Source organism: Candidatus Micrarchaeia archaeon, from assembly GCA_041650355.1.
GTDB lineage: Archaea > Micrarchaeota > Micrarchaeia > Anstonellales > Bilamarchaeaceae > JAHJBR01.
Genome location: JBAZLI010000045.1, coordinates 1 through 8,238, shown reverse-complemented (window position 1 = coordinate 8,238; position 8,238 = coordinate 1). Strand labels below are relative to the sequence as shown.

Genomic DNA, 8,238 nt, shown 5'->3' with positions numbered 1-8,238 from the left:
TGAAGCCCTTGCTCCCGAAGTTCGCCCAGTCTAAAGCCCCGCCTGAGCTGTACTCTCCCCCATAGAGCCATTTGGGCGGATTGAGCACATAATTTTCCACGTAGTTCTTGAGCGTAGCTTCGTCCTTGTACTCCTTTGAGTTTTTGCAAACGTACTCCTGAAGCTCTATGTCCCGCATAATGAGGTCGTTCTGGTTCCTGTTTATTATCGCCTGCATCTCCGCAAGCTTTTGCGGGTCGTCCTTGAATATGCCCATATATGCTTGGGTCTGCCTAGTTTTGTACACTTTTTCGTCCATGTACTTGGTTATTTCAGCCATCATTTTTTCTGGATTGTTGCCGTAAACTTCTGCATAGGTTTCTATGGCGGTCGTGTGCATGTCCATGCCCAGGCGCTTGAGCTCATCCAGGTATTTTTCCTTGAGCTCCTGGGAAAGCTCGGTGCGCACCTGCTCGCTGCAGTGCCTGCTGATTGCGCAATCCACATCGGCGCAATCCACCAATCCGTCTCCGTCATCGTCAATGCCGTTGGTGCATGATGTTTCATAGTCCGCGTTCTGCGCATTGCTGCCTACATTTGCAGTTGCATTCCCGGTTGCGTTCGCAGTTGGGTTGGCAACTAAGCCGGCCACGCAGCCCCTGGAGTCCTGGCTGTTTGAATTGGTATCGCAGTGCTCTCCTGAATCGCAGGCGCAGTCGCCGCACAAGGCGCATGATTCACCCCGCGCAGGATCGCAATAACCGTCCGGGCAGGATGTATGGCAGTATTTTCCGCTTCCACCAGCGCACAGAGTCCACCCTTCCGCCCCCATTGATGTGCCTGCGCTCGCGTTTATGCACAGGAATGGCGGGTCCCAGAACCTATCGTTGCCGCCTACTTCTGCGCAAATATTTCCTCCGGTGCAACCGCAATCAGCTGCGCAGCTCTTACAGGTCTCGCCGCTGTAGGTTCCGTCATCGTTCAGCCCCCAACCGCAATAGTTGTTGCCGCAATAATCGAAGGAGAAGCATCCTGTCCGGTCGGCCTTTGGGTTGGTGGCGTTGCATACAATGCCGCTCTCCACTCCGCTGAGCTCGTTGCAGTCGCAGTCTTGGGGGCAGGTGGCGCAGTTTTCAGGGCAGTCGGCACAATCACGGTTCCCGGACTTGGTCCTGTTTTCCCAGTCGCATGTTCCGTCTCCGCAATAAGAAACAGCAACGCACGCGCCGTATGTTTCCGAACTTGAGTCAACATCGCAGTAATTATGGGAGCGGTAGGTGAAGTTCGAACCGGAAAGTATTCCGTAATAATGGTATGTGCCCCAGTCATTCCACTGGCCAGAACAGCTGCAGTCTGCAGGACAGTTCGCGCAGTTTTCCAGGATGTTGTCTTTGCTGTATTCCGGAGGGGTGGCGTCGTCGCAGAAGCCGTCCCCGCATTCAGCTATATGGACGCAGCCAAGGCTTTGATTTTCAAAATAAACCGACCATCTGGAAGCGTCAAAATTGGGAAGCGGGTCGCAGCGGGAATTGCCCGGGCAGACGCAGTCCTGCGGGCAGCTCTTGCAATTTTCGTAAGGTAAGCTGCAGATTCCGTCATCGCATGATGAGAAAACGGTGCTTGTGGCGAAAATGGACATGAGAAGCAAGAACGAGGATAATTTCATTTATACCCATAATGACATCACAGTTGATATTAAAAATGCTCCAGTGAACAGACTGCCCGGGGCAGAATCCGCAGTGCCCTGAATGCTCTTCGGAATACGACTGAGAGCAGATTTTCATATCACTATACTGGATTGCCCGGATGCGTACGCCTTCAGCTGGCTATTATTAGTATTTCCGGCAGAGATTTTATCCGCTCGTCTGCGAAACGCAGGCTTCTGGTGCTGAAGGCGAGGGACAGGCCCGCAGCTTTGAACATCTCCTTGTCCCCAGAGGAGTTGCCCACGGCGATTGTTTGGCCAGGCCGTGCTGAGAAACGTCGCATCAGTGCCCTGAGCGCCTTGCCTTTGTGGAACAAGCGGCGGCTACTGCGGTACCTGGGAATCGAAATCACCCCTGTAATGGTGTTTTCCGCAACTTCGAGCTCGGGGCAGAGTATCGCATCGAAAAGCTGGGGCTTGAAAACGGAATTTATTATCTTGTCGAACGCATAGGATACCAACACGACCTTGTAGCCCATCCGCTTGAGGTAGTTCACAGTCTCGCCCGCGAATTTTCTTTTTTTCACCTTTCCTGCGGCTTCCTCGAAATCGGCTATGTTAACCCCCCCGAGGGCTTGCGCTATAGATTCGCTCAGCTTTTTTTCGCTGATTTCGCCCCTGAGGAACCGGCTTCTCAAGGCAGCAAGCTGTTTCATGAACCCGAATCTGCGCGCGATGAGGTCTATGCTCCTGCCTTCCACAAGGGTCCCGTCGAAATCGAACGCTATGAGCTTGTGCTTCCTTGCAAGGAACCCTGCCTGCTGGAGTATGGTGCGCGAAACCTCCTCGGCGGTCTTTATCACGGATGCGTGCTCCCTGTGCTTGTGCTTTAGCTCGCCTATGTTCACTTCCACTATCTTTTCGCCGGCTTTGAGGGCGGACAGCATTATGGCTATGTCCACGCCCCAGTCCGCATCCACATCCAGGCTGAACAGGAGCTTCTTTCTTATGGCGAACTGGCCGCTCAGCGGCTGGCCGAGCTCAAGCTCTGAGAATATGTGCTTGAGCAGAGGCTTTGCGGTGAAATCGGTTATCCTCCCCCCTAAACGGTTGAACGTGGATTTGCATATCCTGCATTCGCGGTTTATCAGCGGCAGCACGAGCTTCTCTACCGTATCCTTGGAAAAATCCTCCAAATCGGCATCAATGAACACGAGGGCGTCGTTCTTTGCCGCCCTTGCACCGGCCATTATCGCGGCGCCCTTTCCCTTGTTCCTGCCATGGGCAATCACGTGCGCCCCGTTTTGCCTTGCGGCTTCCGCGGAGCCGTCGGTAGAACCGTCATCGACTACTATGACTTCTGAGACCAGGTAGGACCTGAGGCATTCCAGCACGACCTGGCCCACGGTTTTCTCTTCATTGTAGCAGGGAATCACCACTGTGGCTTTTTCCGGGGTAAGGAGGTTCCTGAAGAAAAGAAAGATTCCGTCAGGCTCTTTTTCAGGCGTATTCGCGCTCATGTTGTATTCATGGCTAGGCCCGCCTAAAAAGCTTTTTGGTATCTAATGGGATGAAGATCGAAAAGTCTGGGAAAACGGATAAGGCCACGACCGAGAATCGAACTCGGATCTAGGGATTTCTGCGCAAATGCGCCACAGTCCCCCACGCTACCACTACGCCATCGTGGCCATGAGCGATATATTCCATGAGATAAGAGTTCCCATCCCGGCTGAGCGAGCGGCCACGAGCATTCGCAAATCAGGCGAATCCAATCGTGGCCATCACGATGATATTTGCTACACAGCTAATAAAAGATGTGTGATGGCTGCGATATTCGGTCAGTAGACCGAAACATCGTGGCCATGCGTTAATATGCTGCATGGCTTATTTTTACCTACATCGCTAGCATGGCTACGAGTTTTTGTCGGAACACCGACAAAAGGCATCGTGGCCACGAACATGATATTCTGCTTATAGAGTGGCTACGAGCATTCGCAAATCAGGCGAATCCAATCGTGGCCATCACGATGATATTTGCTACACAGCTAATAAAAGATGTGTGATGGCTACGAGAATTGGGCAGCAGCCTAATCCAATCGTGGCCATTAAGAGAATTAATGAATATACTGCTCGGAACAGGAATATAAAACTTAGCTTGTGGGCTTCGAACAAAGGGAATTTTAATATTACCTTGGATAAACGAGCATGAAAACTAGGATGATTTTGCTCATAACGGCCTTGTTTTGCCTGGCGGCATTCGCTGCCACGGACGCGCAGAAAGCGGAGAATGCAGCCCTCAAGGCGGCCAAAATCCTCGGATGGCCCCAGAGCACTGTCATTCCTGAAGACGCCCCAGGCAGCGCATATCTTATCTCGTCTGACGGAAAAGGGGATGACTCAGAGATACGCGGGTATGTGACTGCGTCGGGAAACCCGCTTGAGATAGCTTATAATTACCAGATATTGGATTTGTTCGGGATGGAAAAGACCAAGTACCAGGGAAGGGATGCCAGGGTATTCAAAGCTGGAAAGGACTGCAACCCCACAGGGCTGACAAAGGCGCTCAACGAGATGTTCGTGGGCTGGATTGAGAGCATTTTCGGAGAATCGGACGACCCGGACAAGAACTGCGTGACCCTGCACGGGACGATAGTGTGGTCTTGCAGGAATTACATGTTCATGGCGACAGATGAGACTGATGAAGGCGGGAACGAGGCTGATGTGGCCGCGGCATTATATGCAGCGGCGCAGGAGGAGGGGCTCTGCGACTACGGGGACACGCTCGTTATATTGGCGCAGGCCGGGAACAAGCCGGGAAGCAAGAAAATTGCCGAGTTTGAGAAGATAGCACAGAAAACGAATGAATATTATGCTAAAAACTCGTACGGGAAAGAGGCGTTCACATATACGTTCTTGGATGCGGACGGGAGCGCGGGGAACAACGACTGGTATACTGTCGGGGCCTCGCAGGCCGGCTTTGACCATCAGGGCTATGCCGAAGCTGCGGTGAAAAAGGCTTTTGCTGGAACCTCCATGCCCCAGGACCTCACATTCAAAAGAATCATAGTGGTCTATTCCGGGAGCTCCAAGCAGGCGGACTCTGCAAACGGGGTATTCAGCACCGCTGACCAGTGGGGTGACAACAGCTACAGCATAGAGGTCGCTGGCTCGGACAGGGTTGCCAAGGTGTATACGACGGACCTGATCATAGTGGCTGAGAATGACGAGATGGGCCTTTGGGCGCATGAGATAGGGCACAGCATATACTCCAAATATGCGGTATACGATAAATGGAACCATGTCGCTGACAGGTACAACTATGTGGACGCATGGGGCCAGCACGGAACAATAGGGAGCTGGGGCCTTATGGGCACCGGGAACTGGTGGGGAACGCCTTTGGCGACCAACCCGGTGCAGATGAGCTCGTTCACTAAGGAATCGGCAGGATGGCTGAGCTATGCGGACATCAAGCTGAACGAAACTTACACTGCCACTGCGATTGAGAGCAAAAAATTAGGAGATACCACATACAGGCTTGATGACCCTGAGAGCAACGATGCGAAATCATATTACCTGATAGAGGCAAGGGATTCGTCGGGAACCTACAGCGCGCCTGAAAGCGGGACTGTGATGTACAAGGTATCTTATGACGGGACCAACAAGCACTACGTAGTGAACATGATAGGCCCGCAGACCGGGCTTACCGAAAAGAACGACACCACGAAGTTTGAATATCCTTACGGGCGGGCAACATTGCACGGTGCAGGGGCTCCGGACGGAGCCACCATATACAGGAATGTCCCTGGAAAATTCAGGATTACTCTGGAAACGGAAACATCCGCACCGTATACGTCCACATTCAAGGTGGAGGAGTATATTCCGAGAAGCCTTGTCGGGGCGGCATTGAACCCTGGGAGGCCGCTTGTTGCGCCTCCGAGCGGAGTAGTGATAACTGCCAATTCCCTTGGGCCCATGCCGGATTTGGATTTGCATGCGTATGATGATAGGGGCGGGCATGTGGGCCTGGACTACCAGACCTGGCAGTATGAGAACACGATCAGCGATGCTGTTGCATCCGGGGACCTGAAGGACGACCAGGAATGGATATATGTCCCTGAAGGGACTAATGTCAGATTCGAGGTTTCATCTTATAAAACACAGCAGTTCCTTGCCCGGAATCCTTCTTTCGCATCTTCAGCCAAGCCGCAGGAGTACGCGAGCACGCTGCTCAAGGTGGATTCCCAGGGCAGGCAATTCGAAGCTGACGGGGGAAGCGGGAGCATAGGAAACGGGCAGACTGCCCAGCTCAAATCCCCTTCGGATGCTTCGCTGACATACAGCGAGAAGAATAATCCGGGTTTTGTAGGAAACTCCGTATGCCCCCTGATGCCTTTCATTGCACTTTTTCTGCTCGGGATGTTCGCGGCAAAGCGCATAAGACTGGTTTAGGCGGGCATGAGCTTCTGCGACTCGAGCGAAAAGGAAACGCCTTGAAAATTGCGATTGAGCACTTCATGCTCATAGCGAGTCGGGTCCCACGTGCTGAAAGGCAAACAGCATGCAGAACTAGGTTATGCACCGAGGGCATTGGAAAGATGCGTGCCGTCCCCGTGCACGAATTCTATCTTCTTCGCGTTCGTGGCGCGTATGTATCCGAGCAGATCGTAGAAGTCCGCGTGGTCGCTCAGAACGAAGGACGCGTCCGCGTCGAATCGGTAATTCATGGCCCAGCCGGTCGCTACTGCTACTAAAGTTTTCCTTTCGAACGCGTCCGCGAGCTTTTTCGCGAAATACCGCTTGGCGCGCTTCATCTCCACTATCGCGACAAAGGGCTTGCCCATCGCTTCTTCCGCTTCGTCGGTTCCCACCACTACGCGATCCAACTTAACCCCGAAATCAGAATAGATGGAATTGAAGCGCTCTATGTTGTTGTCAACCACTGGAGCTACGCCGAATGAGTTGAGTATTTTTATGAGCTCCTGGGACTTTCCCAATGCGTATCCGCCAATCAGGATGTTGCATTTGGAATTGCTTTTGACCCATTTTTCCAGCTTGGAATAGACTTCGTAATAGTCGGGGAATATGTAGGCAGGGTCCCCGTAGGTGGATTCTATTATCAGCCGGTCGCACTCCTTTGCTTCTGCGCCTTTGAAGAGTATGCTCGGGCGGGTGCGCAGGTCCCCTGTGTAAACTACTGACTCGCCGTCGTGCTCCACGAAAAGCTGGCTGGAGCCGAGTATGTGCCCCGCATCTAAAAGTGCGACTCCGCGCATGCTTTCGCGTTTGCCGGAAAGCTGCCCGAGAGCCATCGTTTCCGGAGTCGCAAGCAAACGTTCCTTGTTGCGAACCCCGTTGAGGTGGTCGCTGTGAGCGTGGGAGACGAAGGAAACGTCGCCGCCTCCTCCATCAAGCGCTATGAGGGCATCTGGGGATTGAAGCTGCATGATGGGATTTGGAGGAAGAGGTATAAATTGCTTATGGGTCTTCTTCGGGATTATAAGGCTCGTGAGCTGATTTCCATATCGCTTTCGCTTTCTTTTCCCCGAGCCCCTCTACTTCCATAAGTTCGGGTTCGCTCGCGTTCAAAACCGCTTCAGGGCTTCCGAAATGCATCAAGAGCTTGCGGGCCATAGAAGGGCCGACCATCGGGAACGCCTCTATTATGGCGCGCTGGTTCTGCGCAAGAGTGAAAGTCTTCCTTTTCGCGAATACGCGCATCTCCTGTTTCTTGCCGAGCTGCTCGTGCTTAGCGATTGCGAAAACCAATTCGGCGGTGGCTTTTTCGTTCTTGGTGAAGAAGAGCGAGGCGTGGAAATCTGTAAAGATGGAAGCGTAGGCGCCCATGAGCGCGGCTCGGGAAAGCGAACCCTCCTCCAGGCGCTCGCCTTCCACGATTATTACTACATTCTCAAAATTTGTGCACAGGTTGGGAAGCTGGCGGAAAAGACGCCCGTCAAGGACTGAAGATTCGAAGTCAGCGCGGGTCTTCCTTTCAACTGCTGTTTTCTCCGAGCATAAAAAGTCCCCGACTTCGAGCATTTTTTCCTCCACTTCTGCGCCGAGCGCCCTGAAAAGGTCCGGGAAGCCGCGCTCGCGAGTGTCCACTAAAATCCTTGCCTTCAAAGCTTCCATGCGAGCACGCTCACGAAAGTTTTATGAGCTCTTCTATCTCGTCGAACCTTATGCTGCAGCCTGAGTACTTGAGCTTGTAGAGGGCCGCGGAATAGATTTCTTTCCCCATTTTCTTGTAGTTTTCGAAAAAGCCGTTGGAGTACGCGAGCGAGATGAATTCCGCGCTACGGAAAACGTTCATGTCCTTGACCATGTCGTTGAATTTCTCGAGGTTCTCGCGATTCACCATTATGTTGGTCCTGAATTCCTGCTCGAAATGCTCCTTTATCTTGAACGGCGCCTCGAGAAGCAGGCGGGTGGTGCGCTCGTCCATCAGTATGTTCCGTATCCTGAGCTCGTTCGCGAGGGCGAGCATCTCGGCTTCCCCGGCCTGCACCAGCGTTATGGAACGTCCCTGGGCGAAGAAGATGTTGTTCGTGAGGTTGAGTATTTCGTCCTTCTTCTTCGCGATGGACGGGCTCGAGGAGACCTTGACGAGCACG

6 protein-coding genes and 1 tRNA gene are annotated in these 8,238 nt (G+C 53.0%); 1 reads left to right on the top strand and 6 read right to left on the bottom strand.

Going from position 1 to position 8,238, the window contains the following annotated elements; all coding sequences use genetic code 11:
* The 3 genes from WC488_03675 to WC488_03665 form a co-directional block, all read right to left on the bottom strand.
* The coding region (locus WC488_03675) for a hypothetical protein (protein MFA5077500.1) at positions 1–1,645 on the bottom strand (1,645 nt) is incomplete at its 3' end.
* 152 nt (positions 1,646–1,797) lie between these two features.
* Positions 1,798–3,144: an HAD-IB family phosphatase gene (locus tag WC488_03670; GenBank protein MFA5077499.1), complete on the bottom strand. Its 1,347-nt coding sequence runs from the start codon at positions 3,142–3,144 to the stop codon at positions 1,798–1,800.
* An 82-nt stretch (positions 3,145–3,226) separates the two neighbouring features.
* Positions 3,227–3,312 (bottom strand) — tRNA-His (locus tag WC488_03665).
* Between the two features lie 517 nt (positions 3,313–3,829).
* Here WC488_03665 and WC488_03660 point away from each other — a divergent pair.
* Positions 3,830–6,073 carry a hypothetical protein gene (locus WC488_03660; GenBank protein ID MFA5077498.1) on the top strand — a complete coding sequence of 748 codons (2,244 nt, stop codon included), beginning with the start codon at positions 3,830–3,832 and terminating at the stop codon, positions 6,071–6,073.
* Positions 6,074–6,195: 122 nt separating this feature from the next.
* On the opposite strand, the gene WC488_03655 is transcribed toward WC488_03660, so the two are convergent.
* The 3 genes from WC488_03655 to WC488_03645 all read right to left on the bottom strand — a co-directional run.
* Positions 6,196–7,068, bottom strand: a complete 873-nt coding sequence (locus WC488_03655; GenBank protein ID MFA5077497.1) for an MBL fold metallo-hydrolase — start codon at positions 7,066–7,068, stop codon at positions 6,196–6,198.
* Positions 7,069–7,099: 31 nt separating this feature from the next.
* On the bottom strand, positions 7,100–7,756 hold the full coding sequence (locus WC488_03650) for an ERCC4 domain-containing protein (GenBank protein MFA5077496.1): 657 nt from the start codon (positions 7,754–7,756) through the stop codon (positions 7,100–7,102).
* Positions 7,757–7,766: 10 nt separating this feature from the next.
* Positions 7,767–8,238: hypothetical protein (locus WC488_03645; GenBank protein ID MFA5077495.1), on the bottom strand; the 472-nt coding region annotated here is incomplete at its 5' end.